Raw genomic sequence first — 26,112 nt, forward strand, 5'->3', positions numbered from 1 at the left:
TGTTCTCGTTTAACTTTATAACAGCCGATAAGCGTGGGCGCTTGATGATGGAGCGTTAGCTCCCGTGCCACTCTAGAAAGGAGGTGATCCAGCCGCACCTTCCGATACGGCTACCTTGTTACGACTTCACCCCAGTCACGAATCCTACCGTGGTAAGCGCCCTCCTTGCGGTTAAGCTACCTACTTCTGGTAAAACCCGCTCCCATGGTGTGACGGGCGGTGTGTACAAGACCCGGGAACGTATTCACCGCGGCATGCTGATCCGCGATTACTAGCGATTCCAACTTCACGCAGTCGAGTTGCAGACTGCGATCCGGACTACGATACACTTTCTGGGATTAGCTCCCCCTCGCGGGTTGGCGGCCCTCTGTATGTACCATTGTATGACGTGTGAAGCCCTACCCATAAGGGCCATGAGGACTTGACGTCATCCCCACCTTCCTCCGGTTTGTCACCGGCAGTCTCATTAGAGTGCCCTTTCGTAGCAACTAATGACAAGGGTTGCGCTCGTTGCGGGACTTAACCCAACATCTCACGACACGAGCTGACGACAGCCATGCAGCACCTGTGTTCAGGCTCCCTTTCGGGCACCCTCCAATCTCTCGGAGGTTCCTGACATGTCAAGGGTAGGTAAGGTTTTTCGCGTTGCATCGAATTAATCCACATCATCCACCGCTTGTGCGGGTCCCCGTCAATTCCTTTGAGTTTTAATCTTGCGACCGTACTCCCCAGGCGGTCTACTTCACGCGTTAGCTGCGTTACCAAGTCAATTAAGACCCGACAACTAGTAGACATCGTTTAGGGCGTGGACTACCAGGGTATCTAATCCTGTTTGCTCCCCACGCTTTCGTGCATGAGCGTCAATCTTGACCCAGGGGGCTGCCTTCGCCATCGGTGTTCCTCCACATCTCTACGCATTTCACTGCTACACGTGGAATTCTACCCCCCTCTGCCAGATTCAAGCCTTGCAGTCTCCATCGCAATTCCCAGGTTAAGCCCGGGGCTTTCACGACAGACTTACAAAACCGCCTGCGCACGCTTTACGCCCAGTAATTCCGATTAACGCTTGCACCCTACGTATTACCGCGGCTGCTGGCACGTAGTTAGCCGGTGCTTATTCTTCAGGTACCGTCATTAGCCCCAGATATTAGCCGGAGCCGTTTCTTCCCTGACAAAAGAGCTTTACAACCCGAAGGCCTTCTTCACTCACGCGGCATTGCTGGATCAGGCTTGCGCCCATTGTCCAAAATTCCCCACTGCTGCCTCCCGTAGGAGTCTGGGCCGTGTCTCAGTCCCAGTGTGGCTGGTCGTCCTCTCAGACCAGCTACTGATCGTCGCCTTGGTGAGCCTTTACCTCACCAACTAGCTAATCAGATATCGGCCGCTCCAGGAGCATGAGGCCCGAAGGTCCCCCACTTTCATCCGTAGATCGTATGCGGTATTAGCGTAACTTTCGCTACGTTATCCCCCACTCTTGGGTACGTTCCGATATATTACTCACCCGTTCGCCACTCGCCGCCAGGTTGCCCCGCGCTGCCGTTCGACTTGCATGTGTAAAGCATGCCGCCAGCGTTCAATCTGAGCCAGGATCAAACTCTTCAGTTTAATCTCTGTTTTTGCTACTTTCGTAGCAGATCGCTCACTCAAAATACTGACCGTTACTCATTGCTGAGCAACGTATTTCTTTTGCGTGAACATTTGATAATTTAAGCATTCAGTATCACCGAAGCGATACTGGCACTTCATCAAACGCCCACACTTATCGACTGTTGATTGTTAAAGAGCTGTATTCGGTACTGCCTTGCTGCGTTTGCGAATCGTTTTGTTCGTCAGCAGCAGAGAAGTGAGATTATGCAGTGTTTCGCTTAACTCGTCAACCCCTCGCTGTTTCTGCAACACACTGAATTCGTTCGATTTCATGCGCTGCAGAAGCAGGACGCGAACTATAGCAAACCCGCCCGCATCCGTGCAAGGGGTGTTGGGAATTACATACCCTCGAAATTCGGCTTGCGCTTCTCCAGGAACGCCGCCATCCCCTCCTTCTGCGCCGGCGTACCGAAACCCGCATGGAAGAAGCGGCGCTCATAACGTACGCCTTCGGTCAGCGTCGTCTCGAACGCACGGTTGACCGCATCCTTGATCTGCATGGCCACCGACACCGGCATCGCCGCGATCGTCTCCGCCACTTCCAGCGCCACCGTCATCACGAGGTCGGCCGGCACGACGCGCGACACGAGACCCGTGCGCTCCGCTTCCGCCGCATCGATCATGCGCGCCGTCAGCAGCATGTCCATGGCTTTCGACTTGCCGATTGCGCGCGGCAGGCGCTGCGTGCCGCCGGCGCCCGGGGTTACGCCGACCCTGATCTCCGGCTGGCCGAACTTGGCCGTCTCCGACGCGATCAGGAAGTCGCACATCATCGCCAGTTCGCAGCCGCCGCCCAGCGCGTAGCCCGCGACGACGCCGATCACCGGCTTGCGCACATTGAGGATGTGTTCCCAGTTGCGGCCGATGTAATTGCCTGGGTAGGTATCGGCATACGTGTAATTGGCCATCGCGGCGATGTCGGCGCCCGCGGCGAACACCTTGTCGCTGCCGGTCAGGATGATGACGTTGACGGCCGGGTCGGCGTCGAACTTGTACAGCGCGTCGCCCAGCTCGTTCATCATGTTGTCGTTGAGGGCGTTCAGCGCCTTCGGACGGTTCAGGCGGATCACGACCACTTTGTCGTGGTGTTCGATCAGCAGGTCAGAATATTCCATGGGACACCCCTTAATAAGATGAGCCCAGATTGTAGCGCCTGAACGACGCATGTGACGTATACGGCAATCATGCATTTGTTATCATCTACCCGTGCCCGCTCTCTCCCTCCTCAGCCGCCTGTCGACCGACCGCCAGCTGCGCAACGCCGACTTTCGCCGTTTCTGGTTCAGCAGCACGCTGACCAACTTCGGCGCCCAGATCACGCTGCTGGCCCTCCCGATCTGCGCGGCCCTGCTGCTGCACGCGACGCCAGCCCAGATGGGCACCCTGGCCGCCGTCGGCTCCCTGCTGTTCTCGCTGCCGACGGGCGTCCTGCTCGACCGCAGCCGGCGCCTGCCCGTCATGCTGGCCAGCGATGCAATGGTCGCGCTGAGCCTCGCCAGCGTGCCGTTCGCGTGGTGGCAGGGGTGGCTCAGCGTGCACTGGCTGTACGCCGTGCAGTTCATGTTGGGGACGGGATTCGTCGTGGGCGGCAGCGCGGAGCAGATCTTCCTGACGTTCCTCGTGGGCCGCGATGGCCTCATCGATGCGCAATCGAAGCTGGGCGCGACGGAATCCGCCTCGCGCCTGCTCGGCCCCGGCATCGCGGGCCTGCTCGTGCAGGCGCTGGGGGCGCCTGTCGCGATCCTGTGCAACGTGGCCGGCTTTACGGTCTCGCTGTGGAATCTGCGCCGGATCCGCACGCGCGAGCCGCAACCGCAGCCGCCGCAATCGCACGTGCTGCGCGACGTGGCCGAAGGATTGAAATTCGTGTGGAGCCAGCCGGTACTGCGGCTGCTCGCGTGGACGTCCGCGTGCTGGCACCTGCTGTTCTATGGCTACACGGCGCTGTACGTGCTGTTCGCCACGCGCGTGCTGGGGATGTCGCCGGGCCTGATGGGCACCTCGCAGATGCTGGGCGGCGCCGGCGTGTTACTCAGTTCCCTGCTATTGAAACCGCTGACGCGCCGCTTCGGCTCCGGCGGCGCCATCGCCGCGGGCCTGTGCATCTCGTGCCTCGGCTTCATGCTGATGCCGACGATCCCGCGCGACCTGCTGGGCAGCCGCGCCGCCACGGCGGCCGCCTATGCCGGCGTCGTGTTCTGCCTCGATTGCGGCGGCACCCTGTTCTTCCTGCCCTATCTCGCTCTGCGCCAGCGCGTCACGCCCGATGCGCTGCTGGGGCGGATGACGTCGACGATGCGCTTCATGACGGTGGCCGTGGCGCCCATCGGCGCGGCCGGTGCCGGTGCGCTGGCCGAGCGGCTCGGCGTGCGCGGCGGCCTCACGGTCGTGGCGGCGGGCGCCCTGCTGCTGACGCTCACCACGCTGTTCGGCACCCGCCTGCACCGGATACGGCAATAAGCCTCAGTTACCCGGTCGCGGCAACAGCGCCCAGATCTGCCCGCGCTGCTTCATGCGGCCCGCGTTGTCGGCCGCCTGGCCGCCGAAGCCGAAGAAGAAGTCCGCGCGCACGGCGCCCTTGATGGCGCCGCCCGTGTCCTGCGCCATCACGAGGCGCTGCAGCGGCACGTCGCCCGCCGGCTCCGTCGTCGACAGGAACAGCGGCGCGCCGAGCGGGATGAAGGCCGGGTCGACGGCGACGGAGCGCGTGGGCGTCAACGGCACGCCCAGGGCACCCTTCGGGCCGACGTTCGGATCGGGCAGGCGCTCCTCGCGGAAGAACACGTAGCTCGGGTTGACGTTGAGGAGTTCCTGGCGGCGCTCCGGATGCGCGGCGATCCACGCCTTGATGCCCTGCGCCGTCGCCTCGCCCGGCGCCAACTCTCCCTGCTCGATCAGCCAGCGGCCGATCGCCTTGTACGGATGGCCGTTCTGGTCGGCGTAGGCGATGCGCACGGTGTCGCCGTCGTCCAGCTGCACGCGGCCGGAGCCCTGCACTTCGAGGAAGAACGCCTCCACGGGATCGTCGACCCACACCAGTTCCTTGCCCGGGATGCGCGCGCGCTCGATATCGGCGCGCGTGGCGTACGGGACGACGGTCTTGCCGACGAGGCGTCCGCGCAGCCGCATGCCCTTCAGGCTCGGGTAGACGCTCGCCAGGTTCACGGTGATCAGGTCGTCCGGTACTTTATAGAGAGGCGTCTGGTACGCGCCGCCGCGCTTGCGGGCGCCGCGCAGCATCGGCTCATAGTAGCCCGTGATCAGGCCAGCGTCCGCGCCGTCGGGCGTGCGCACGAGATTCGGCACGAAATACGTCTCGAAGAACTGGCGGATGGCCGTGCCGTCGCCGGGGTCGACCGATTTGCCGGCCGCGCACGGCGCCTTCCAGTCCGGCTTCGCGCCCAGCGCGCGGCACGACGCCTGGAACGCGGGCCAGGCCTGGCGCAGGTCGTCCTGCTGCCAGCCTGGCAACGCATCGAACGTCACCGGCGTGAACAGGGGCGCGGGCGGCGGCGGTTGTTGCGGCTGCGCCGGCGGCTGGGTCGGCGGCACCGGCACGGGTCCGACGGGCGGCGGCAGCCTGACCGGCGGCTGCGGGGGCGGCGTCGTGGTACATGCCGCCAGCAAGGCGACGAGGGTCAATAAAGCGGGTACACTGCGGCGTGTCGAAAACATATGGGATGACAACGGAATGTGGATGCTGATGTTGGAGGCCGGCGTGGCCTTGTTCCTGCTGGTGTTCATCGTCTGGTGGACGATGTTCTCGGGCCGCAAGCCCGAGCAGAAGCCGTCCTCGACCAGGAAGAACGATACGCCCGAGATCTGATCAGTGCAATGCGTGCGGCAGCGACAGCACGAATTCGGGAATCTTGACTTCGAAACGGTGGCCGTCCTCGGCGACGAAGAAATACTCGCCGACCATCGAACCCTGCGGCGTTTCCATCTGGGTGCCGCTCGTGTATTCGAATTGCTCGCCCGGCTGCAGCAGCGGCTGGTGGCCGACGACGCCCAGGCCACGCACTTCCTGCACCTTGTTGTTGGCGTCCGTGATCACCCAGTGACGCGAGATCAGCTGGGCCGCCACGGTGCCCGTGTTCCTGATCGTGATCGTGTAGGTGAACACGTGCTGCGTCCGCTCCGGGTGGGATTGCTCCGGCAGGTATTGGGTCCTGACGGTGATCTCGAAATCGTAGGCGGGCATGGTGTTCCTTGTTGAAATGGCAAAAGAGCGCTTGGCCCACATGATACAACGTCGGCCGAAAGCACGGCGTCGGCGTACAATGCTGGCTTTGTCTTAAGCAACCCCGGCCCATCATGACCTACCGCATCGCTCCCAGCATCCTGTCCGCCGACTTCGCCCGCCTGGGCGAGGAAGTGCGCAATGTCGTCGCCGCCGGCGCCGACATCATCCACTTCGACGTGATGGACAACCATTATGTTCCCAACCTGACGATCGGCCCGCTGGTATGCCAGGCCATCCGTCCGCACGTGCAGGTGCCGATCGACGTCCACCTGATGGTCAAGCCGGTCGACCGCATCATTCCCGATTTCGCCAAGGCCGGTGCCGACATCATCACCTTCCACCCGGAAGCGTCGGAACACATCGACCGCACGCTGCAGCTCATCCGCGACAACGGCTGCAAGGCCGGCCTCGTGTTCAACCCGGGCACCCCGCTGCACCACCTGGAACACGTGATGGACAAGATCGACATGATCCTCATCATGTCCGTCAACCCGGGCTTCGGCGGCCAGTCGTTCATTCCGGAAGCGCTGAAGAAGATCGCGCTCGCGCGCCGCATGATCGATGAATCGGGCCGCGACATCCTGCTGGAGGTCGACGGCGGCATCAAGGCCGACAACATCGCCGCCGCAGCAGCAGCCGGCGCCGACACGTTCGTGGCCGGTTCCGCCATCTTCGGCAAGCCGGACTACAAGGCCGTCATCGACGCGATGCGCGCCGAACTGGCCACCGTCTCGAAAAAGGCCGCCTGATGAAAGCTGGCGCTGCGGCGATCCGGGCCGCCATCATCGACCTGGACGGCACGATGCTGCACACCGTGCCGGATTTCGAGCTTGCGCTGAACGGCATGCGCGCGGAATTCGGCCTGGCGCCGATCACCCAGCAGATCATCGAACCGATGGTCGGCAAGGGATCGGAAAAGCTGATCCGCGACGTGCTGGCCCGCGACTACGACACGGACCGCATCGACGCCGTGTTCGACGACGCGATGGCCGCCTACCAGCGCCACTACCTCGCCATCAACGGCGAACGCGCGACCTTGTATCCGCACGTGATCGAAGGCTTGCAGGCCCTGAAGGACCTGGGCCTGCGCCTCGCGTGCGTGACCAATAAACCCGTCGCGTTCACCCAGCCGCTCCTCGCGAAGAAGGGCCTCACACCCTGGTTCGAGCTGGTCTACGGCGGCGACTCGTTCCCGCGCAAGAAGCCGGATCCGATGCCGCTGCTGCAGGTCTGCCGCGACTTCGACGTGGAGCCGGCGCGCGTGGTCGCGATCGGCGACTCCAGCAACGACGCCGAAGCCGCGCGCGCGGCCGGGTGTTTCGTGTTGTCGGTCCCGTATGGCTACAACCACGGAAAACCTGTGCAAAGTATTAATTCCGATGGTATAGTTGGTTCGCTACTTGAAGCGGCTGAACTGATCAGCGCTCATAACAAAGCCAACTCCTAAACCATCTACTCCATGTTTTTCGCCAAAAAACACATCGTCAACCCAACCGGTGCCCATGAGGCCTGGCTGTGGCGACGCTGGCAATCCTGGTCCATCTGACCCAAGCTGATTGCTGCCGGTGCACGCCCTGTGCACATAGATACCGGCAGGTTTTTTGAAGAAATCGCCGCCCGTTCCCCTTCCCTGCGGGCGGCCCGGAGAAAAGCATGACCGAACTCGAATTCAAATCGCTCGCCACGCAAGGCTATAACCGTATTCCCCTGATCGCGGAAGCATTTGCCGATCTCGAAACCCCGCTCACCTTGTACCTGAAGCTGGCCCAGAGCCAGGACGCCGGCAAGAACACGTTCCTGCTCGAGTCCGTGGTCGGCGGCGAGCGCTTCGGCCGCTACTCCTTCATCGGCCTGCCGGCCAGGACGCTGCTGCGCACGCGCGGCAATGTCACGACGGTCGAGAAGAACGGGGACGTCATCGAGACGCACGAAGGCAATCCGCTCGACTTCATCGAGGCCTATCAATCCCGCTTCAAGGTCGCGCTGCGCCCGGGCCTGCCCCGCTTCTGCGGCGGCCTGGCCGGCTACTTCGGCTACGACACCGTGCGCCACATCGAGAAGAAGCTGGCGCACACGGCGCCGCGCGACGAACTGGACCTGCCGGAAATCCAGCTGATGGTGACGGAAGAGCTGGCGGTGATCGACAACCTGTCGGGCAAACTGTATCTCATCGTATATGCCGATCCGTCCCAGCCCGAAGCCTACAACAAGGCCCGCCAGCGCCTGAAGGACTTGCGCGTGATGCTGCGCCGGAGCGTGGACGCGCCGGTGACGTCGAGCTCCGTACGCACCGAGGCCGTGCGCGACTTCAGCAAGGAAGACTACCTGAAGGCCGTCGCCGTCGCGAAGGAATACGTGATGGCGGGCGACCTGATGCAGGTGCAGATCGGCCAGCGCATCCGCAAGCCGTACGTGGATTCGCCGCTGTCGCTGTACCGTTCGCTGCGCTCGCTGAATCCGTCGCCGTACATGTACTACTACAACTTCGGCGACATGCAGATCGTGGGTTCGTCGCCCGAGATCCTGGTGCGCAACGAGAAGGACGCCGACGGCGGCCGCAAGGTGACGCTGCGCCCGATCGCCGGCACGCGCCCGCGCGGTTCGACGCCGGAACGCGACGCCGAACTGGCGCACGAACTGCTGAACGATCCGAAGGAAGTGGCGGAACACGTGATGCTGATCGACCTGGCGCGCAACGACATCGGCCGCATCGCCACGACCGGCAGCGTGAAAGTCACGGACCAGATGGTCATCGAGAAGTACTCGCACGTGCAGCACATCGTCTCCAACGTGGAAGGCACGCTCAAGGACGGCATGTCGAACCTGGACGTGCTGCGCGCCACCTTCCCGGCCGGCACGCTGACGGGTGCGCCGAAGGTGCGCGCGATGGAAATCATCGACGAACTCGAGCCCGTGATGCGCGGCATCTACGGCGGCGCCTGCGGTTATCTCTCCTTCGGCGGCGAGATGGACGTGGCGATCGCGATCCGCACGGGCGTGATCAAGGACGGCAACCTGTACGTGCAGGCGTCGGCGGGCATCGTCGCGGATTCCATCCCCGAGATGGAATGGCTGGAAACGGAACACAAGGCGCGCGCCGTGCTGCGCGCGGCCGAGCAAGTGCAAGACGGACTGGATGGGGAGATCTGACATGCTGCTCATGATCGACAACTACGACTCGTTCACCTACAACATCGTGCAGTACTTCGGTGAGCTGGGCGAGGAAGTGCGCACCGTGCGCAACGACGAGATCACCCTCGAACAAATCGCGGACCTGGACCCGGACCGCATCTGCATCTCGCCGGGTCCGAAGTCGCCGAAGGATGCCGGCGTGTCGGTGGACGTGCTGCGCGAATTCAAGGGGAAGAAGCCGATCCTCGGCGTGTGCCTGGGCCACCAGGCCATCGGCGAAGCGTTCGGCGGCAGGATCATCCGCGCCAAGCAGGTCATGCACGGCAAGACGTCGAAGATCGCGCACATCGGCGAAGGCGTGTTCAAGGGCCTGCCGAGCCCCTTCACGGTGATCCGCTACCACTCGCTGGCGATCGAGCGCGCGTCGCTGCCGGCGTGCCTGGAAGTGACGGCGTGGACGGACGACGGCGAGATCATGGGCGTGCGCCACAAGGAATTCGACATCGAGGGCGTGCAGTTCCATCCCGAGTCGATCCTGTCGGAGCACGGGCATGCGATGCTGAAGAACTTCCTCGAACGCACCGCCTGAGCAAGAACGACGTCGTTCCCGCGAAGGCGGGAACCCAAGTTGCTTGCACGCCGCACAGCAATTGGGCCCCCGCCTGCGCGGGGGCGACGAGGTGTATATTCATACTGGACCTGCCATGATCACCCCACAAGAAGCCCTCCTCCGCTGCATCGAGCACCGTGAAATCTTCCACGACGAGATGCTGCATTTGTTCCGCCAGATCATGTCCGGCGAAATCTCGCCGACGATGGTCGCCGCGCTGACCATGGGCCTGCGCGTGAAGAAGGAAACCATCGGCGAAATCACCGCCGCGGCGCAGGTGATGCGCGAATTCTCCACCAAGGTCCCGATGGCCGACACGACGCACCTCGTCGACATCGTCGGCACCGGCGGCGACGGCGCGCACACTTTCAATATCTCGACCGCGTCGATGTTCGTCGCAGCCGCCGCGGGCGCGCGCGTCGCCAAGCACGGTGGACGCAGCGTGTCGTCGTCGTCCGGCAGCGCGGACGTCATCGAATCGTTCGGCGCGCACATCGACCTGAAACCCGAGCAGATCGCCCAGTCGATCGCGCAGACGGGCATCGGCTTCATGTTCGCCCCGAACCACCACGCGGCCATGAAGAACGTGGCCGCCGTCCGGCGCGAGATGGGCGTGCGCAGCATCTTCAACATCCTCGGCCCGCTGACGAATCCGGCCGGCGCGCCGAACATCCTGATGGGCGTGTTCCACCCGGACCTCGTCGGCATCCAGGTGCGCGTGCTGCAGCGCCTCGGCGCCCAGCATGCGCTCGTCGTCTGGGGCCGCGACAACATGGACGAAGTCTCGCTCGGCGCCGGCACGATGGTCGGTGAACTCGTCAACGGCGAAATCCGCGAATACGAGATCCACCCGGAAGACTACGGCCTCGCGATGATCGCCAGCCGCAACCTGAAAGTGGCCGACGCCACCGAATCGAAGGCGCGCATCATGGAAGCGCTGCGCGGCGAACCGGGTCCGGCCCACGACATCGTGGCGCTGAACGCGGGCACGGCGCTGTACGCGGCCGGCGTGGCGGCGTCCATCGAGGACGGCCTGCTGCGCGCCCGCACCGCCATCGCGTCGGGCGCGGCGCTGGCGAAGCTCGACCAGTTCGTGAGCGTCACGCGCCAGCTCGGCGCGGCGAGCTGACATGTTCGGCATCCACGACCTCGCGCTGTTCGTCGTGTCCGGCCTGCTGCTGAACATCATGCCGGGACCGGATTCGCTGCTCATCATGACGCGCAGCGCGACGCAGGGCTGGCGCGCCGGCAGCGCGGCGGCCCTCGGCATCGGCACGGGCACCTTCGTGCACATCTTCGCTGCGGCCCTCGGGCTGTCGGCGATCCTGGCCACGTCGGCCGCCGCGTTCACCGTCGTCAAGCTGCTTGGCGCCGCGTACATCCTGTACCTGGCTGTCGGCATGCTGCTCAGCAAGCGCGGCGACGGTGCCGCCGCTCAGCCACTCACCGTCGCCCCGCTGCCCCTGCGCCGCATCTACGCGCAAGGCATCCTGACGAACGTGCTGAACCCGAAGGTGGCGCTGTTCTTCCTCGCCTTCGTCCCGCAATTCATCGACGCGAACGCGCCGCACAAGGCGGCCGCCTTCCTGATCCTGGGCGCCATCTTCAACATCAACGGCATGTTGTGGTGCCATGCGCTGGCGCTGTTCACCGCGCAGGCACGCGCGCGCCTGAAACTGAATCCCGCCGCCGCGCAATGGCTCAACCGCGCCACCGGCGGCCTGTTCGTCTGGCTCGGCGTCAAGCTGGCGCTGGCGAAACAACACTGAATACCACCATGTCCGATATCCTGAACAAGATCCTCGACGTCAAAGCCACGGAAGTCGCCGCGGCCAAGCAGCAGCGCGATTTCAACAGCCTGCGCCGCGACGTCGAAAGCGATGCCGCCCTGCGCGCCGACCTGCGCGGCTTCGAGGCGAGCCTGCGCCGCAGCATCGACGCGGGCCGTGCGGGCGTGATCGCCGAAGTGAAAAAAGCGTCGCCGTCGAAAGGCGTGATTCGCGCCGACTTCCGTCCGGCCGAGATCGCCCGGAGCTATGCCGCGGGCGGCGCATCGTGCCTGTCCGTCCTGACCGACGTGCAATTCTTCCAGGGCTCGCCCGAGTACCTGAAGCAGGCGCGCGCCGCGTGCAACCTGCCCGTGATCCGCAAGGATTTCATCATCGACCCGTACCAGGTATACGAAGCCCGCGCGATGGGTGCGGACGCGATTCTGCTGATCGTCGCTGCGCTGGATCATGGCCTGATGGCGGATCTTGAGGCATGTGCCCAGGAACTCGGCATGGACGTGCTGGTCGAAGTCCATGACGGCGACGAACTGGATGCGGCCCTGAAGCTCAAGACGCGCCTGCTGGGCATCAACAACCGCAACCTGCGCACCTTCGAGGTCACGCTCGACACGACCATCGGCCTGCTGCCGCGCATTCCGGCGGAACGGCTCGTGGTCACGGAGTCCGCGATCCTGGCGCCCGCCGACGTCAAGCGCATGCGCGACGCCAACGTGCATGCGTTCCTGGTGGGCGAAGCGTTCATGCGCGCGCCCGATCCCGGCACGGAACTCAAACGCTTATTCGACTGACATGAACACGATCATCCGCGCAGGCCTCGTTCTCGTTATCTCGATCGCAGGCCTGGGCGGATGCTCGAGCGTCAGGACGGCCACCGAGGCCGTCACCTCTTCCGTCGGACGTATCTTCCATCCCGCCTCGCCGACGGCCCCCGCGCCCGCGGGCCTGGACGACTACAAGACCCAGGTCGCGCGCCACGTGGCCGACCACAATCCCGAACGCGCCTGGACGGGCACCTTGCCGCCCATGCTGCCGGCCATCGTCGTGCTCGAGATCACCGTCGACCGCGACGGCCAACTGGCGGACGTGGCCGTGCAGCGCTCGCGCAATCCGGATGCGTCCGAGATCGCGCTGGCGTCCGTGCGGCGCAGTGCGCCGCTGCCGCCCCCGCCGACGGGCCGGCTCACGTTCTCCGAAACCTTCCTGTTCGCGGACAGCGAGCGGTATCAGCTGCGCAGCCTGGCGGGGCCGCAGGCGTCGGAATCGCCGTCGCCGTGACCATGCGCGACGGGTGCGCCTGCTCGGCAATATTCGGTCTATAATTATTCGTTACACTTTTACACTTTTGATATTCATGTCGACAATACAGCACAGGAACAATGTCCGGCTGGCCGGCACCGGCCCGGCGACGATGGTGTTTGCCCACGGCTTCGGCTGCGACCAGACCATGTGGCGGTTCCTGGCGCCGGCCTATGAGGATCGCTTCCGCACGATCGCGTTTGACCTGGTCGGCAGCGGCGGTTCCGACCTGTCCGCGTACGACCGCGACAAGTACGGCACCCTGCACGGCTACGCGGACGACCTGCTCGAGATCGTCGACGAATGCGCGACCGGTCCCGTCATCTTCGTCGGCCATTCCGTCAGCACGATGATCGGCCTGCTGGCCACGATCAAGGCACCGGAAAAATTCGTCGCGCAGGTCATGGTGGGCCCGTCGCCCTGCTACATCAACGACGGCGACTACGTCGGCGGGTTCAGCCGGGAAGACATCGACGAGCTGCTCGAGACGATGGACGCCAATTACCTCGGCTGGTCGAGCAGCCTGGCGCCCGCAATCATGGGCGTGCCCGACCGTCCGGAACTGCGCAAGGAGCTGACCGAGAGCTTTTGCCGCAACGATCCCGAGATCGCCAAGCATTTCGCCCGCGTGACGTTCCTGTCCGACCACCGCGCGGACGTGCCCCGTTCGACCGTGCCGGCGTTGATCCTGCAATGCAGCGACGACCTCGTTGCGCCCCGTGCCGTCGGCGACTTCCTGCACCGGCACCTGCCGGACAGCGTCCTGCACGTCATCGAGAACGTCGGTCATTGCCCGCACATGAGCGCGCCCACGGAAAGCTCGCGCGCCATCGACAACTTCCTCGCGCACGCACTGCGCTGACATCCGTGCCGACCGCGCCCTCCGGCGACATCCTGTTCGATCAAGCCGCCTGCGCATTGCTGCTGACGGAGGCCGACGGCGTGATCCTGAGGGCGAACAGCATGGCGTGCACGTGGCTCGGCTATGCGGAGGAGGAGCTCGTCGGCAAGGTGCGCATGCAGGATCTGCTGCCGGTGGGCGCCCGCCTGTTCTACCACACGCATTGCCAGCCGATCCTGCAGGTGCAGGGCTCCGTGGCCGAGATCCAGGTCGACCTGCGCAACAAGCGCCAGGAGCGCCTGCCCATGCTGATCAACATCAGCCGCCGCCAGGAAGCGGACGGCATGATCGACCACTGGGCCCTGTTCAAGGCCTCCGACCGGCGCGCGTACGAACGCGAACTGCTGGCGGCCCGCAAGGCGGCGGAAGCGGCGCTGGACGCGCGCCGCAGCGCCGAGGAGGAATTACAAAAGCTGAATGCGCAGCTGTCGGCCGCGGACCGGCGCAAGGACGAATTCCTCGCAACCCTGTCGCATGAACTGCGCAACCCGCTCGCGCCGATGCGCAGCGCGCTCGACGTCCTCAAGCTGAAGTTCGGCCACGGAACGGACAACCGCCTGCTCCAGGCGTTCGACCGGCAGATGCGCCACCTGACGCGCCTCGTCGACGACCTGATGGAAGTCTCGCGCATCACGCAGGGCCGCATGCAGCTGCAACGCGCGCCAGTGGAATTGTCCGCCCTCGTGCAGGGCGCGGCACACGACCTCGCCGCGACGATGGAAGCGGCGCGCCACACGCTGCGCCTGTCCATCGCGGCGCCGCCCGTGGTCGTGGACGGCGATGCGACGCGGCTCGCGCAGGTCGTCATCAACCTGCTCACCAACGCGGCCAAGTACACGCCGGATGGCGGCACGATCGAGCTGCGGCTGTCGTGCGACGACGGCACGGCCGAGATCAGCGTGCGCGACAACGGCATCGGCCTGCCCGCCTCGGCGCTCGCCACCGTCTTCAACATGTTCTCGCAACTCGAACCGGCGCTCGAACGGTCGAAAGGCGGCCTCGGGATCGGCCTGGCGCTCGTGCGCGGGATCGTCGAACTGCACGGCGGCAGCGTGCATGCGGACAGCCCGGGCCCGGGCCTGGGCAGCACGTTCACGATCCGGCTGCCGCTGGCGCAAGGCGGCGTGTGGGCGCCGTCTTTGCAGGCACCGTCCGGAACGGCGGCGCCGGCCCAACTGCGCGTCCTCGTCGTGGACGACAACGAGGATGCCGCCGAGACGCTGGCGATGACGCTGGAGCTGCACGGCTGCGAGGTGAGAACGGCGGCGACGGCCGCCCAGGCGCTGGAGATGCTCCCCGGCTTCGCGCCGGCCGTGGCCCTGCTCGACATCGGCCTGCCGGACATGAACGGCTACGAACTGGCGCGCCGCGTGCGCCAGCTGTCTGCGGGGGCCGGCATCACGCTGATTGCGACGACCGGGTGGGGCCAGCAGAAGGACCGCGAGCGGGCGTTCGCGGCCGGGTTCGACCGTCACCTCACCAAGCCGATCGATTTCGATCTCTTGCGATCCTATTTGCCGTAGGGTGGGCACCCCGTGCCCACGCGTGACGTTCGCGACATGTTGGCGTTACGCGTGGGCGGAGGGCCGCCCACCCTACGCTCAGCTGGCGCTCGGCCGCATTTGCCGTAGGGTGGGGTAATTGATACCGGGGGCATCAATTACGTGCCCACGCGTAACGCCGGCGATGTGAAAGCATTACGCGTGGGCGGAGGGCCGCCCACCCTACGCTCAGCTGGCGCTCGGCCGCTTCACCGCCGGCCCCTTGCGCGTGCCCGGCGCCACCGAAATCTGCACGCATGGCACGCGGTCGCCCTGCAGGGTGACGTCGAACGCCATCAGCTCGTCGCGGCGGAACGCGTGCACGGTCACCGTGTCGCCCACGCGGTAGCGCGCGAGCAGCTGGTCCAGGTTGGACGGGTTGCCGTTCACGCGCAGGCTGTCGACGGCGATGAGGATGTCGCCGGCCGACAGACCCGCCTGGTGCGCCGCGCCGCCTTCGTGCACCTGCGTCAGCTTGATGCCGGCGGCGTCGCGGCCGATGCCGGCGTCCAGCGACGGCTTGGCGTTCTTGCGCTCTTCCATCACCTTCACGCTGAACGGCGCGTACAGCTTGGCCAGCGGGATGTCTTCCGTGCCGCGGATGTAGCGGTCGAAGATCGACTTCAACCGCACGCCGCTCACCTCGTCGAACAGGCTTTCCACCTCCTGCTCGGTGACCCCGCGCCCACCTCCTTCCTTGCCTTTGTAGAAGTCGCGGCCGTAGCGGTCCCACAAGGCGAGCATGATGTCGTCCAGCGACTTCGCGCCTTCCGTCTTCGCGCGGATCGTCAGGTCGAGCGCGAGGCCGACCAGCGAACCCTTGGTGTAATAGCTGATGATCGCGTTCGGCGCGTTCTCGTCCTGGCGGTAGTACTTGCTCCAGGCGTCGAAGCTGGACTCGGCAATGCTCTGCTTCGTGCGGCCCGTGCCGCGCAGGACGCTGCCGACCGTCTTGCCGAGCAGCTTGAAGTACGTGGCCTCGCTGATGATCCCGCTGCGCACGAGCATCAGGTCGTCGTAATAGCTCGTAAAACCCTCGAACAGCCAGAGCAGCGGCGTGTAGTTCTCGACCTGCAGGTCATACGGCGCGAACACGGCCGGCTTGATGCGCTTGACGTTCCAGGTGTGGAAGTACTCGTGGCTGCACAGGCCCAGGAACTTGATGTAGCCCTCGTTTGGCTCGGCGGTCTTCGGCGCGGCCGTCGTCGGCAGGTCGGTGCGCGCGCAGATCAGCGCCGTCGACGCGCGGTGTTCCAGGCCGCCGTAGCCGTCGCCGACGACCATCGTCAGGAACACGTAGCGGTCCATCGGCGCCTTCTTCGTCTTCGGCTCGAAGAACGCGATCTGGGTCTCGCAGATGGCTTTCAGGTCTTTTTCCAGGCGCGCCATGTCCAGGTTCGGCACGCGGCCCGTGATGACGATATCGTGGCGTACGCCGTGCGCGGTAAAGCCGCCCAGCACGAAATCGCCCATCTCGACGGGGTGGTCGATCAGCTCATCGTAGTCGCCCGCGACATAGGTGCCGAAGCCGTAGCGCTTCGCGCCCCCTTCCGGCAGCGAGGTGGCCACGCGCCACGTGCGGGCGGCCGGGTCGCCCGGACGCTGGATGTCGACCTGGTGCGGCCGCGTCTCCTGGCCCACGACGCGCAGGAACACGCTCGTGCCGTTGAAGAAGCCGTGGGTCTGGTCCAGGTGGGCGGCGCGCACCGACAGGTCCCACGCATACACCTCGTAATGCAGCGTCAGCGGCCCGGCGGCGGGCGCGGCCTGCCAGCTATGCTTGTCCAGCTTCGTGAGACGGACCGCTTCACCCGCGGCCTCGGCGCGGATGCGCACGATGTTGCGCGCGAACTCTCGAATCATGTAGCTGCCCGGGATCCAGGCCGGCAGCGCGAACACCTGCCCGTCCGGATGCGGCGCCGCCACGGTGACGGTGACGTTGAACAGGTGCCCGGCGAGGTCCTTCGGGACGATGGTGTACTGGATGGCCGGCGGCTGCTTCTGGGGTGCTTTTTTCATATGACGTGAACAATCTCTCTCCGATGCGCCGTAGTGTAATCGGATTTTTCAGAAAAAGAGCATGTTCACGCGGCCAGCGTGAACAGATCTGCATGTTCACGTGACCAGCGTGAACAGATCTGCATGTTCACGTGACCAGCGTGAACAGATCTGCATGTTCACGTGGCCAGCGTGAACAGATCTGCATGTTCACGCGGCCAGCGTGAACAGAACCGCATGTTCACACGGTTGGGATTACGTTCCCGTAAGGTCGCCCGGCAGGTCGATGTCGCGGAAAATCCCCGGGTCGTCGACCGGCACCTCGGTCACCGGAAACGCCTGCAACAGCCGCCGCGCGCCCGCGTCGCCGCTTAACGCCAGCAACGCGTCCAGGTGCACGGCCCCGAATCCGACCGGATTGCCGCGCCGCCCATCCAGCACGGGTGCCGCGATGCCCGCACCGGCGGCCAGTGTCTCGGCGAGGCGGCGCAGGGTGGCCGGATCGACATACGGCATGTCGCCCAGCGCCACGAGCCAGGCCTGCGGGTTCGATGGCAGCGAATAACGGATGGCATGCGTGAGCGAAGCCGCCATGCCGCTGTCGGCATCCGGGCACACGGTCACGTCGCAGCCGAGCGCGGCCAGTTGCCCGCCCACGCCGGCGTCAAGCGGCGGCACGACGGCGACGACGCGCGGGACGGCGGCCAGCAGCTTGCGCGCGCTGGCCACGACGACGGGTTCGCCGGCCAGCGGCTGCAGCAGCTTGTTGCGCACGCCGGCCGGATCGAAACGGCGCCCCCGGCCGGCCGCCAACAGAAGGCCGACAACATGCGCGACCGGGGACAGGTTCACGCCGCCGCCAGGTCGAACGGCAGCTTGCGCAGGCGCTTGCCGGTCAGCTTGAACACGGCATTGGCCAGCGCCGGCGCCAGCGGCGGCAGGCCCGGCTCGCCCATGCCCGTCGGCGGATCCTGCGACGGCACGATGTGGACGTCCACCTGCGGCATGTCGTTCATGCGCGCCACCGTGTAGTCGCCGAAGTTCTGCTGCTCGACGACGCCATCCTTCAGCGTGATGCGCGCACCCGGCAGCGTCGTGCCGAGGCCCATCAGCGCGGCGCCCTGCACTTGCGCCTCGATGGACATCGGGTTGACGGGCAGGTTGCAGTGCACGGCGGCCGTGACCTTGTGCACTTTCGGGCTGCCGTCGACGATCGACGCTTCGACGACGTAGGCGACGACCGTGTTGAACGACTCGTGCAGCGCGACGCCATATGCACGCCCTTTCGGCAGCGTCTTCTTGCCGTAGCCGGATTTCGCGACGGCGAGATCCAGCGCCGCATGATGGCGCGCATGCTTCGCGTCGATCAGCTTCTTGCGGTACGCGACCGGGTCCTGGCCGGCAGCATGGGCCGCCTCGTCGATCAGCGTCTCCATCACGAACGCCGTGTGGGTGGACCCGACGGAGCGCCACCACAGCACGGGCACGTTGGCTTTCACCGCATGCGCCGTCAGGTTCAGCGGCACGTCGTACGGCTCGCCCATGCCTTCGACCATCGTGGCGTCGACGCCGTTCTTGACCATCATCGGTTCGAACGCGGTGCCGGTGATGATCGACTGGCCGACGATCGTGTGGTCCCACGCGACGATGTTGCCGCCGGCGTCCAGGCCGATGTCCGCGCGGTGGATGTGCGACGGACGGTAGTAGCCGCCGCGGATGTCGTCCTCGCGGCTCCAGATCAGCTTCACCGGACCCGCATGGCCCGCCGCTTTGTAGGCCTTGGCGATGTTGACGGCTTCCACGATGAAGTCCGACGTCGGCACGGCGCGCCGGCCGAAGCCGCCGCCCGCCATCATCGTGTTCAGGGTGACCTGCTCGGGCTTCAGGCCTGCCGTCGCGGCGGCAGCGGCCTGGTCGATAGTCTGGAATTGCGAGCCGACCCACAGGATGCACGCGTCGTCCTTCAGGTCGACCGTGCAGTTGATCGGTTCCATCGGCGCGTGCGCCAGGTACGGGAATTCGTAGACGGCCGAGATTTTCTTGCTGGCGCCCGCGAGCTTCGACGTATCGACCTTGCGGGCGACGGCGCCCGGCGTCTTCGCCAGTTCCGCGAACTGCGCCAGCTGTTTGGCGCTGTCGACTTTCTCGACGGCGCTCGTGTCCCACTCGATGGCGAGCAAGTCGCGCGCCTGTTTCGCCGGCCAGTAGCCGTCGGCGACGACGGCCACCCCGCGGCCGCCCCGGTCCACCGGAATCTCCAGCACGGCGATCACGCCGCGCACGGCCTTGGCCTTGGCCGCATCGAACTTCGCCACCTTCGCGCCAAACACGGGTGGGTGCGCGACGACCGCGACCTTGGTGCCGGCCGGCTTGACGTCCAGGCCGAACTGCTGGCGGCCCGTCGACTTGGCGCGCGCGTCCAGGCGCGGCATGGGCTTGCCGATGTAGCGGAACGCCTTCTGGTCCTTCAACGTGACGGTCTGCGGCACCGGCAGGGCCATCGCCGCTTCGGCCAGCGAGCCATAAGTCGCCTTCTGGCCCGCCGGGCCGTAGACGACGCCCTTCGCCGTGCGGCACCGGGACGGATCCACCTTCCACTGCTGGGCGGCGGCCTGGACCAGCATCGCGCGGGCGCGGGCGCCCACTTCGCGGTATTGCGTGAACGAGTGGGCGATGGTGCCCGAGCCGCCCGTCATCTGGATGCCGAAGGCCGGATCCTTGTACACGTCGGCGGCCGGCGCGAGTTCGCCGCGCACCTGGCTCCAGTCGGCATCGAGTTCGTCCGCGATCACCATCGGCAGCGCCGTGTGCACGCCCTGGCCGAACTCGAGACGGTTGACCAGCACGGTCACCGTGTTGTCCGGCGCCACGCGCAGGAAGGCGTTCGGCGCGTAGACCGTCGGCTTGGCGGCATCGGCGGCGCGGGCGAAGCGGCCGCCAGTTGGCAGCACGAAGCCCAGCACGAGGCCACCGGTCGCCAGCGTGCCGGCTTTCAGGAAACCGCGGCGCGAGGTCGGGGCAAAGCGGCCGCCGGCGGGAGCCGCATTTTTCATCTGTTCGAATAGCATGCGGGCCTCCTTACGCCAGGGTTTTGGCGGCATCCTTGATGGCCGCGCGGATGCGTTGGTAAGTGCCGCAGCGGCAGATGTTGCCGCTCATGGCGTTGTCGATGTCGGTGTCGGTCGGCTTCTTGTTCACGCGCAGCAGGGCCGTGGCGCTCATCACCTGGCCGCTCTGGCAATAGCCGCACTGCGGGACGTCATGCTTGACCCACGCGTCCTGCACGGCCTTGCCGACCTTGTCGGATTCCATCGCTTCGATGGTCGTGATCTTGTGGCCCGTGGCGGCGGAGATCGGCGTGACGCAGGAGCGGATCGCCTGCCCGTCCAGGTGCACCGTGCAGGCGCCGCACAGGGCGGCGCCGCAGCCGAACTTGGTGCCGGTCATGTTCAGGTTGTCGCGCAGCGTCCACAGGATGGGCGTGGAGGGATCGGCGTCGACCTGGACGTCGCGCCCGTTGATGTTCAATGTGAGCATGTCTTCTCCCTTGTTTTGGTATGGTGGTTTGTTGGTTTGCCGGTCTGGTGTTGCGGTCGCATCGTGGGCTCGGGGAGCCCACCCTACGGCACTCCATGCCCACCAAACGTTTGCACATGCGAGCAAAAAAAGCCCGGCGGTGCCGGGCTTTTCGCTTTACTGCTTGAGGGCGGCCAGTTTGGCCTCGAGCGTCTTCTGGTCGACGGCGCCCGGAATCCGGCTGCCGTCCGAGAAGAAGATCGCCGGCGTGCCGGTGATGTGCAGCTTCTGGCCCAGCGCCAGCACCTTCTCGTTCGGCGACTCGCAGCTCGCCGGCGCGGCCGGTGCCGGCTTGTTGTTGATCATCCAGTCGTCCCAGGCCTTGGCGCGGTCCGGGGCGCACCAGACATTCTTCGATTTCTCGAACGAGTCCGGCGACAGGATGTTGTACAGGAACGTGTAGATCGTCACGTTGTCCATGTTCTTCAGCGTCGTCTGGCGCAGGCGCTTGCAGTAGCCGCAGTTCGGGTCTTCGAACACGGCGATCACGCGCTTGCCGTCGCCCTTGACCTGCTTGATGGCGTCGTTCAGCGGCAGGTCGGAGAACTTGATCTTGTTGATGTCGTCGATGCGCTCGCGGGTCAGGTCGCGCGTCGTCTTGGCATCGTAGACGTGGCCGATGATGAGGTATTCACCTTTCTTGTCCGTGTACAGGATGTCGCCCGCGACGCGCAGTTCGTACAGGCCGGCGTACGGCGTTTCCTTGATCGACTCGATCTTGGCGCCGCCGAGGCGCGGTTCGATCGCCTTCTTGATGTTCGCCTCGACCGAATTCTGCGCGCCGACGCATGACGTGATCAGGCCGGTCGCCAGCAGGACGGCGAGCTTCGTTTTACCCATGAGTGAATTCCTTAATGATGTGCCGCGTTACCTGCCCATCGCGTGGGCGATCAGCCGTCGCTTGATCAGAGGCAACTTATCCAGCAAGTTTAATCCTAAATTGCGAACCACGCGCACGGGCTCAAGATTTGCGCCGAACAAGCGCTCCAAGCCATCCGTGGCGAGTTGCATCAGCAATACGTCTTCCTTGCGCGCTCTCGCGTAGCGCGCCAGCAGGCGCTCGTCGCCGATGCCCTGGTGGTCGTCGCGCGCGGCGAGCGTGTCGAGCAGCGCATTGATATCGCCGAAGCCCAGGTTCATGCCGTGCCCGGCCAGCGGATGCACCGCGTGGGCCGCGTCGCCGATGAGCGCGACGCGCGGCGCCGTGATCGCGTGCGGGCGCACGAGCGCCAGCGGGATCGCCTTGACGTTTTCCGGCTGCAGCGGCTTCAGCAGGCCCAGCCTGTTTTCCGAATACTCGCCCAGGCGGATCGCCAGTTCGCCCAGCGATTCGTTCATGATCGTGTCCGCCAGCGTGTCCGGCGCGGACCACACGAGCGACACTTTATTCCCCGGCAGCGGCAGCAGCGCGACGATGCCTTCCTTGCACGTGAACCACTGATAGGCGACGTTGTGATGCGGCTTCTCACACGCAAAATTCGCCACGATGGCGCGCTGGTGGTACGAACGGTAATCGATGCCGATGTCGCACTGCCCGCGCACCCAGGAATCGCGGCCGTCGGCGCCGACGAGCAGCTGGGCCGCGAGCACCTTGCCGTCTTCCAGCTCGACCTCGACGTCTTCCGCGCTGCTCACGATGCGGCAGGCGCGTCCCGTGACGGTCTCGACGTTCTGGGCGAAGCGCAGCGCCGCGTCGAGCGCCTGGTTCAGGTTGCTGTCCTCGACGATCCACGCGAGCGAGCCCGCATGGGCGCCGAACGCATCGAACCCGAGATGGCCGCCCTGCTCCCCGTCGCCCTGCACGTCCATGGCGTCGACGGGCGCCACGCGCGCCATGTCGAGCGCGCCCCATACTTTCAGCGACGACAACAACGTATGCGCCGTATGGTTGAGCGCGTACACGCGCACATCCCAGGGTTTTTCGGCGCCGGTCGACGCCTCCGGCGCATCCGGCCGCGCGGGCGGCACGAGCAAGGTGACGCTGTGCCCGGCCTGCGACAGGCCCAGGGCCGCCGTCTTGGCGATGGCGCCATTGCCGACGATGCAGATGTCGCTGCGGCGGGCGACGTTGCGATGATGTGCGGAGGAAGTGGTCTGTGTGCTCATGATGAACATTATAGACCGTCACCGTGGCCTGCTTCCTGCGAACGGGACGGGCATATCGTCCTGGCCGTTGCCAAAAAAAACTGCTCGACAGGCCCTTGCAGCTTCGCAAACCCGTCGCTATAATCATGCCTCCTTTGGCCTGGTAGCTCAGTTGGTAGAGCAGAGGATTGAAAATCCTTGTGTCGGTGGTTCGATTCCGCCCCGGGCCACCAAAGTTTCAAGCGAAAACGCCGACCCCTGCAGGTCGGCGTTTTCGTTTCCGGCATCCGAAATCTTGCATCCTGTCTATTTCCGGTACAAAGCGGCGTTGAGGCGGCGGCATCAGACCCAATTGTCCAGGCTGGCTCATCCAATCTGACTAATCCACAGTATCGGTATCGATTAATTTTTATTCCATATCAATACGTGACAGGCTTCCATGAAGATCCTCGAATACATCGAATTTTCCCCTCCGCGCAACAAAAACCAGTATGCCAGAGTACGAGAAGCGATCGAGCGCGACGACTTCCGCGCGGCCGATGTCAAGAAACTGACCAACCTTACGCAGGGCAAGTTTTATCGAGCAAAACTCGATTATGCCGACCGCTTGCTGTTCTCCATCGTCCGCTACGATGGAGAAACCTATGCCCTGATGCTGGAAGTGATCGAGCAGCACGCCTACGACAAGTCGCGCTTTCTCCGCGGGGCCAGTATCGACGATACCAAGATTCCGGCAGCCGATCTGGCCGAAGCCATCCGGGAAGCCGAGCCGGTGGGGTATGTAAACCCGAACCGGCCACAGGTGCACTGGCTCGACAAGGTCATTTCGTTCGACGATGCACAGCAGGCAGTCTATTTGCAAGCCACCCCCTTGATCATCGTCGGTAGCGCGGGAAGCGGCAAGACCGCGCTGACGCTCGAGAAGATGAAGCAGGCGCAGGGCGATATCCTGTACGTGACGCTGTCGGCCTACCTTGCCCAGTCGGCGCGCGACCTGTACTACGCGCATGGTTTCGAACGCGAAGGACAGGAAACGGATTTCCTGTCCTTCCGCGAGTTCCTCGAGTCGATCCGGATCCCGCAAGGCCGCGAAGCCAGCTGGCGCGATTTTTCCACTTGGTTCGCGCGCATGCGCCAGCAATTCAAGGGCATCGACGCCCACCAGGCATACGAAGAAATCCGGGGCGTGATCACCGCTGACGCCGCGGGCGTGCTGACGCGCGACCAGTATGCGGCGCTCGGCGCACGTCAATCGATCTTCTCGTCCGGCGATCGCACCGCGTTGTACGACCTGTTCGAAAAATACCGGGTCTGGCTGCAGGAGGCCCGGCTGTTCGACTCGAACCTGGTGTCGCACGACTGGCGGCGGCAAGTGCAGCCGCGCTACGATTTCGTGGTGATCGACGAGGTGCAGGACCTTACCCCGGTCCAGTTGGCGCTCGTGTTGCGCATGCTGAAGAAGCCGGGACAATTCTTGCTGTGCGGCGACTCGAACCAGATCGTCCACCCGAATTTCTTTTCATGGGGGAAAGTCAAGAGTCTGTTCTGGCACGATCCCGAACTGGCCGAACGACAGCAACTGCAAGTCCTGCGCGCCAATTTCAGGAACGGCAGGCAGGTCACGCGGATCGCCAACACGCTCCTGAAAATCAAGCACAAGCGCTTTGGCTCCATTGACCGCGAGAGCAATTTTCTGGTCGAAGCCGTCAAGCAGGATGAGGGCGCCGCCAGCCTGCTGACCGACAGCGATGCCGTGCGGCGCGACCTGAACGCGCAAACACGCCGCTCGACCCGCTTTGCGGTGCTGGTATTGCGCGACGAAGATAAGGCCGAGGCGAGAAAGCACTTCGACACCCCGTTGATCTTCTCGGTACATGAAGCGAAGGGCCTCGAGTACGACAGCATTGTCCTGTACCGCTTTGTTTCGGACAACCGCGCCCAGTTCGCCGCAATCGCGGAGGGAGTCGGTGAATCCGACCTTACCGGGGATGAACTGCAGTACGGCCGCGCCAGGGACAAGGGCGACAAATCGCTCGAAATCTACAAGTTCTACGTCAACGCGCTGTACGTGGCGCTGACGCGGGCTATCCACAATGTCTACCTGGTCGAATCGGATAAAGGACATCCGCTGCTGCGCCTGCTCGATATCGCAAACCTGGACGCCCCGGAGAAAACGGCCGCGCAAGCATCGAGCCTCGAGGATTGGCAGAAGGAAGCGCGCAGGCTGGCATTGCAGGGCAAGCAGGAACAGGCCGACGCGATCGAACGCATGATACTGAAGACCTCACCCGTCCCCTGGCCCGTGCTCGACGAGGCCAGACTGCGTGAGACGCTGTCCAGGGTGTTCCGCGAACAGGTACCGGGCAGCAAAGCCAAGACCCAGCTGTATGATTACGCAACCTGCTTCGACGAACCGATCCTCGCCTATTTCCTGGTGCACGACGCCGGCTTCGGCCAGGCACGCGGTTTTCCCATACATGCCGTCACGTTTGGCCAGCGCCATTACCAGCCCTATTTCGCTCGCAATTTCAAGGACATCCTGAAATTATGCGATAAACATGGCGTCGAGCATCGGACGCCGATGAACCAGACGCCGCTCATGGCGGCAACGGCGGCCGGCAACGTTCCCCTGGTGACTGCATTGCTCGAACGCGGCGCCGATACCACGGCCGTCGATCACCTGGGCCGCAACGCGCTGCACTGGGCGATCGCGACTGCGCTGCGCGACGATGAGTACGCCAAGGGGCCGTTCGGCGCGGTCTACCAGTTGGTGGCGCCAGCTCGCATCGACGTGATGGTCGGCGAGCGCCTCGTGCGCATCGACGCGCGCCAGTCCGAATACCTGATACTGCAAACGATGTGGGTGCTGTTCAAGTCGTGCTTCGGCAATGCGGACGCCAGCGACCGAGGCGGCTTCGATGCCGGGATGCTGCTCGGCGCTTACGAAAGGATGCCGGCTGCCGTACTGCCTCCGGAACGCAGGAAGCGGGCCTTCATCTCGGGCGTATTGGCCCGCAACGAGGTCGATCGCGACTACGCCTATAACCGGCACCTGTTCAAGCGCGTGGCAACCGGGGTCTACCAGTTGAATCCGGCATTGTCGCTGCGCAGTCGCGGTCCTGATGGCAGTGACGAATGGGTGCCGGTGTATTCAGCCCTCAACCTTCCTCTCGTCAAGGAACTGGCCGATCCGCGCTACGATCGGCATATCAATGATCTGCTCGGGCTTGCCGGACTGCCGGTCACGGCCGAGCCGATCATCCGACGCGCCGGACGGCAATGATCTTGTGCGT

22 protein-coding genes, 1 tRNA gene and 1 rRNA gene are annotated in these 26,112 nt (G+C 64.7%); 14 read left to right on the forward strand and 10 right to left on the reverse strand.

The annotated features are described in order from the left end of the window. Window positions 1-76: 76 nt before the first annotated feature. Window positions 77-1,605, reverse strand: a 16S ribosomal RNA gene (locus tag ACL58G_RS00315). A gap of 380 nt (window positions 1,606-1,985) precedes the next feature. After that, on the reverse strand, window positions 1,986-2,762 hold the full coding sequence (locus ACL58G_RS00320; protein WP_440964581.1) for an enoyl-CoA hydratase: 777 nt from the start codon (window positions 2,760-2,762) through the stop codon (window positions 1,986-1,988). A gap of 91 nt (window positions 2,763-2,853) precedes the next feature. Here ACL58G_RS00320 and ACL58G_RS00325 point away from each other — a divergent pair, with 91 nt between their 5' ends. Further along, entirely contained in the window at window positions 2,854-4,107 is a 1,254-nt protein-coding gene (locus tag ACL58G_RS00325; RefSeq protein ID WP_440964582.1) for an MFS transporter, read from the forward strand. A gap of 3 nt (window positions 4,108-4,110) precedes the next feature. Here ACL58G_RS00325 and mltA read toward each other — a convergent pair whose 3' ends face one another. Then, on the reverse strand, window positions 4,111-5,322 hold the full coding sequence (gene mltA, locus ACL58G_RS00330; RefSeq protein WP_440964583.1) for a murein transglycosylase A: 1,212 nt from the start codon (window positions 5,320-5,322) through the stop codon (window positions 4,111-4,113). A gap of 22 nt (window positions 5,323-5,344) precedes the next feature. On the opposite strand from mltA, the gene ACL58G_RS00335 reads away from it, so the two are divergent. Next, the gene (locus tag ACL58G_RS00335) at window positions 5,345-5,473 is read left to right on the forward strand and encodes a hypothetical protein (protein WP_267873821.1); all 129 of its coding nucleotides are present in this window, start codon (window positions 5,345-5,347) and stop codon (window positions 5,471-5,473) included. Here ACL58G_RS00335 and apaG read toward each other — a convergent pair whose 3' ends face one another. Next, on the reverse strand, window positions 5,474-5,848 hold the full coding sequence (gene apaG, locus ACL58G_RS00340; protein ID WP_413340250.1) for a Co2+/Mg2+ efflux protein ApaG: 375 nt from the start codon (window positions 5,846-5,848) through the stop codon (window positions 5,474-5,476). 110 nt (window positions 5,849-5,958) lie between these two features. On the opposite strand from apaG, the gene rpe reads away from it, so the two are divergent. The 10 genes from rpe to ACL58G_RS00390 all read left to right on the forward strand — a co-directional run bounded on the left by rpe (window position 5,959) and on the right by ACL58G_RS00390 (window position 15,142). After that, window positions 5,959-6,639, forward strand: coding sequence for a ribulose-phosphate 3-epimerase (gene rpe / locus ACL58G_RS00345; protein WP_413340269.1), 681 nt, complete (start codon window positions 5,959-5,961; stop codon window positions 6,637-6,639). After that, window positions 6,639-7,337, forward strand: coding sequence for a phosphoglycolate phosphatase (locus ACL58G_RS00350; protein WP_413386513.1), 699 nt, complete (start codon window positions 6,639-6,641; stop codon window positions 7,335-7,337). The genes rpe and ACL58G_RS00350 overlap by 1 nt, the downstream gene beginning before the upstream one ends. 206 nt (window positions 7,338-7,543) lie before the next feature. After that, window positions 7,544-9,040 carry an anthranilate synthase component I gene (gene trpE / locus ACL58G_RS00355; RefSeq protein ID WP_413386511.1) on the forward strand — a complete coding sequence of 499 codons (1,497 nt, stop codon included), beginning with the start codon at window positions 7,544-7,546 and terminating at the stop codon, window positions 9,038-9,040. Window position 9,041: 1 nt separating this feature from the next. Then, the gene (locus tag ACL58G_RS00360; protein WP_413340254.1) at window positions 9,042-9,611 is read left to right on the forward strand and encodes an anthranilate synthase component II; all 570 of its coding nucleotides are present in this window, start codon (window positions 9,042-9,044) and stop codon (window positions 9,609-9,611) included. A gap of 115 nt (window positions 9,612-9,726) precedes the next feature. After that, a complete protein-coding gene (trpD, locus tag ACL58G_RS00365) occupies window positions 9,727-10,761 on the forward strand; it encodes an anthranilate phosphoribosyltransferase (RefSeq protein WP_413386507.1) in 1,035 nt (344 codons plus the stop codon). Between the two features lies 1 nt (window position 10,762). Then, window positions 10,763-11,401, forward strand: a complete 639-nt coding sequence (locus ACL58G_RS00370) for a LysE family translocator (RefSeq protein WP_440964584.1) — start codon at window positions 10,763-10,765, stop codon at window positions 11,399-11,401. 8 nt (window positions 11,402-11,409) lie between these two features. Next, on the forward strand, window positions 11,410-12,210 hold the full coding sequence (gene trpC, locus ACL58G_RS00375) for an indole-3-glycerol phosphate synthase TrpC (protein WP_413386503.1): 801 nt from the start codon (window positions 11,410-11,412) through the stop codon (window positions 12,208-12,210). Window position 12,211: 1 nt separating this feature from the next. Continuing rightward, window positions 12,212-12,697 carry a TonB family protein gene (locus ACL58G_RS00380; protein WP_440964585.1) on the forward strand — a complete coding sequence of 162 codons (486 nt, stop codon included), beginning with the start codon at window positions 12,212-12,214 and terminating at the stop codon, window positions 12,695-12,697. A 76-nt stretch (window positions 12,698-12,773) separates the two neighbouring features. Further along, window positions 12,774-13,580 carry an alpha/beta fold hydrolase gene (locus tag ACL58G_RS00385; RefSeq protein ID WP_440964586.1) on the forward strand — a complete coding sequence of 269 codons (807 nt, stop codon included), beginning with the start codon at window positions 12,774-12,776 and terminating at the stop codon, window positions 13,578-13,580. A 5-nt stretch (window positions 13,581-13,585) separates the two neighbouring features. After that, entirely contained in the window at window positions 13,586-15,142 is a 1,557-nt protein-coding gene (locus ACL58G_RS00390) for a hybrid sensor histidine kinase/response regulator (protein ID WP_440964587.1), read from the forward strand. Window positions 15,143-15,349: 207 nt separating this feature from the next. On the opposite strand, the gene ACL58G_RS00395 is transcribed toward ACL58G_RS00390, so the two are convergent. From ACL58G_RS00395 to ACL58G_RS00420, 6 genes are all read right to left on the reverse strand, one after another. Further along, entirely contained in the window at window positions 15,350-17,179 is a 1,830-nt protein-coding gene (locus tag ACL58G_RS00395; protein ID WP_440964588.1) for a M61 family metallopeptidase, read from the reverse strand. A 234-nt stretch (window positions 17,180-17,413) separates the two neighbouring features. Beyond that, window positions 17,414-18,004: a nucleotidyltransferase family protein gene (locus ACL58G_RS00400; RefSeq protein WP_413389059.1), complete on the reverse strand. Its 591-nt coding sequence runs from the start codon at window positions 18,002-18,004 to the stop codon at window positions 17,414-17,416. 2 nt (window positions 18,005-18,006) lie between these two features. After that, on the reverse strand, window positions 18,007-20,226 hold the full coding sequence (locus ACL58G_RS00405) for a molybdopterin cofactor-binding domain-containing protein (protein WP_440964589.1): 2,220 nt from the start codon (window positions 20,224-20,226) through the stop codon (window positions 18,007-18,009). 10 nt (window positions 20,227-20,236) lie between these two features. Beyond that, a complete protein-coding gene (locus ACL58G_RS00410; RefSeq protein ID WP_413338139.1) occupies window positions 20,237-20,695 on the reverse strand; it encodes a (2Fe-2S)-binding protein in 459 nt (152 codons plus the stop codon). Window positions 20,696-20,851: 156 nt separating this feature from the next. Further along, the gene (locus tag ACL58G_RS00415; RefSeq protein WP_371767897.1) at window positions 20,852-21,574 is read right to left on the reverse strand and encodes a DsbC family protein; all 723 of its coding nucleotides are present in this window, start codon (window positions 21,572-21,574) and stop codon (window positions 20,852-20,854) included. Between the two features lie 27 nt (window positions 21,575-21,601). Further along, window positions 21,602-22,840, reverse strand: a complete 1,239-nt coding sequence (locus tag ACL58G_RS00420; protein ID WP_413386491.1) for an FAD-dependent monooxygenase — start codon at window positions 22,838-22,840, stop codon at window positions 21,602-21,604. A gap of 136 nt (window positions 22,841-22,976) precedes the next feature. Between ACL58G_RS00420 and ACL58G_RS00425 the strand changes: the two genes are divergently transcribed. Continuing rightward, window positions 22,977-23,052, forward strand: a tRNA-Phe gene (locus ACL58G_RS00425). 206 nt (window positions 23,053-23,258) lie between these two features. After that, complete coding sequence (locus ACL58G_RS00430) at window positions 23,259-26,102, forward strand: UvrD-helicase domain-containing protein (RefSeq protein ID WP_440964590.1); 2,844 nt, start codon at window positions 23,259-23,261, stop codon at window positions 26,100-26,102. Window positions 26,103-26,112: the final 10 nt, after the last annotated feature.

Origin of the sequence: Massilia sp. GER05 (assembly GCF_052056005.1) — a bacterium.
GTDB lineage: Bacteria > Pseudomonadota > Gammaproteobacteria > Burkholderiales > Burkholderiaceae_D > Telluria > Telluria orientalis.

Coding starts and splice junctions, on each gene's coding strand:
- ACL58G_RS00335 (WP_267873821.1), top strand. CDS start 5,345: ATGCTGATGTTGGAGGCCGGCGTGGCCTTGTTCCTGCTGGTGTTCATC.
- ACL58G_RS00360 (WP_413340254.1), top strand. CDS start 9,042: ATGCTGCTCATGATCGACAACTACGACTCGTTCACCTACAACATCGTG.
- trpD (WP_413386507.1), top strand. CDS start 9,727: ATGATCACCCCACAAGAAGCCCTCCTCCGCTGCATCGAGCACCGTGAA.
- ACL58G_RS00395 (WP_440964588.1), bottom strand. CDS start 17,179: ATGAAAAAAGCACCCCAGAAGCAGCCGCCGGCCATCCAGTACACCATC.
- mltA (WP_440964583.1), bottom strand. CDS start 5,322: ATGTTTTCGACACGCCGCAGTGTACCCGCTTTATTGACCCTCGTCGCC.
- apaG (WP_413340250.1), bottom strand. CDS start 5,848: ATGCCCGCCTACGATTTCGAGATCACCGTCAGGACCCAATACCTGCCG.
- ACL58G_RS00430 (WP_440964590.1), top strand. CDS start 23,259: ATGAAGATCCTCGAATACATCGAATTTTCCCCTCCGCGCAACAAAAAC.
- ACL58G_RS00380 (WP_440964585.1), top strand. CDS start 12,212: ATGAACACGATCATCCGCGCAGGCCTCGTTCTCGTTATCTCGATCGCA.
- ACL58G_RS00405 (WP_440964589.1), bottom strand. CDS start 20,226: ATGCTATTCGAACAGATGAAAAATGCGGCTCCCGCCGGCGGCCGCTTT.
- trpE (WP_413386511.1), top strand. CDS start 7,544: ATGACCGAACTCGAATTCAAATCGCTCGCCACGCAAGGCTATAACCGT.
- ACL58G_RS00410 (WP_413338139.1), bottom strand. CDS start 20,695: ATGCTCACATTGAACATCAACGGGCGCGACGTCCAGGTCGACGCCGAT.
- ACL58G_RS00385 (WP_440964586.1), top strand. CDS start 12,774: ATGTCGACAATACAGCACAGGAACAATGTCCGGCTGGCCGGCACCGGC.
- ACL58G_RS00420 (WP_413386491.1), bottom strand. CDS start 22,840: ATGAGCACACAGACCACTTCCTCCGCACATCATCGCAACGTCGCCCGC.
- ACL58G_RS00415 (WP_371767897.1), bottom strand. CDS start 21,574: ATGGGTAAAACGAAGCTCGCCGTCCTGCTGGCGACCGGCCTGATCACG.
- ACL58G_RS00350 (WP_413386513.1), top strand. CDS start 6,639: ATGAAAGCTGGCGCTGCGGCGATCCGGGCCGCCATCATCGACCTGGAC.
- ACL58G_RS00370 (WP_440964584.1), top strand. CDS start 10,763: ATGTTCGGCATCCACGACCTCGCGCTGTTCGTCGTGTCCGGCCTGCTG.
- trpC (WP_413386503.1), top strand. CDS start 11,410: ATGTCCGATATCCTGAACAAGATCCTCGACGTCAAAGCCACGGAAGTC.
- ACL58G_RS00320 (WP_440964581.1), bottom strand. CDS start 2,762: ATGGAATATTCTGACCTGCTGATCGAACACCACGACAAAGTGGTCGTG.